The following is a 677-nucleotide window of genomic DNA, read 5'->3' as shown; positions in this document are numbered from 1 at the left end:
GGACCGCGCGGCCTCGGCGGAACAGTGTGCCTTCATGCGGCAGGTGCTCTCTCAACAGGCCTGGGGTCATCGATTCGCGGAGGCGTTCTCCTACCCAGGCGTCACCGTTGCGGCAAAGACCGGTTCATTCGGGTCCCTGAGTCATGAGGCGGGGGTGGTCTCTCACCCGGGAGAGAAGTCAATAGCCGTGGCGGTTCTGACCCGTTCCGTGCGGCGTGAGCGCCAGATTCCCCTGTCCAACAAGGTGGTGGGCCAGATCGCCCGCCACTGTGTCCGCAACTACCGTCAGTTCCTCTAGCGGTATTGATCGGTTACGTTGATCAATCGTGAAAAGAGCGGCTGGTTGCCGCAGGCTGTGTGCGGGCGGTGGTGGTTGTAGTAGTGAAGCCACACCTCGAGTGCGTCACGGCGCTCTCGCTCGTTGGTGTAGCAGTGGGCGTAGACCCACCCATCGGCCGTCGTGCGGTGGGAGCGTTCAACCCTGCCGTTGGTCTGTGGGCGGTAGGGGCGCGTCCGCTTCGGCGTGATCGACAGCGCCTCGCAGGCATTGCGCCACAGGTGCGACCGGTACGTACCGCCGTTGTCCGACAACACCTGTTCGATTGTGACGCGGCGCCGGGCGAAGCAGTCCACCGCGTGGGGCCTTGTGGGCCGCGAACGCCCCGCCCCGGGCGCGG

The 677-nt window shown here is 65.6% G+C and carries 2 protein-coding genes; one reads left to right on the top strand and one right to left on the bottom strand.

Features of this window, described 5'->3' with window-relative positions; genetic code table 11:
- Window positions 1-298, top strand: a 298-nt coding sequence (locus RF645_RS13055) for a serine hydrolase (protein ID WP_368819251.1), incomplete at its 5' end; no start/stop codon positions are given.
- Here the strand turns inward: RF645_RS13055 and RF645_RS13050 are convergent.
- A partial coding sequence (locus tag RF645_RS13050; RefSeq protein WP_368819250.1) for an integrase core domain-containing protein occupies window positions 295-677 on the bottom strand: 383 nt, incomplete at its 5' end. The genes RF645_RS13055 and RF645_RS13050 overlap by 4 nt on opposite strands.

Origin of the sequence: Kocuria sp. CPCC 205260, from assembly GCF_040981045.1 — a bacterium.
In the GTDB taxonomy this organism is placed as follows: Bacteria; Actinomycetota; Actinomycetes; order Actinomycetales; family Micrococcaceae; genus Kocuria; species Kocuria palustris.
This window is presented reverse-complemented; position numbering and strand designations above follow the sequence as displayed.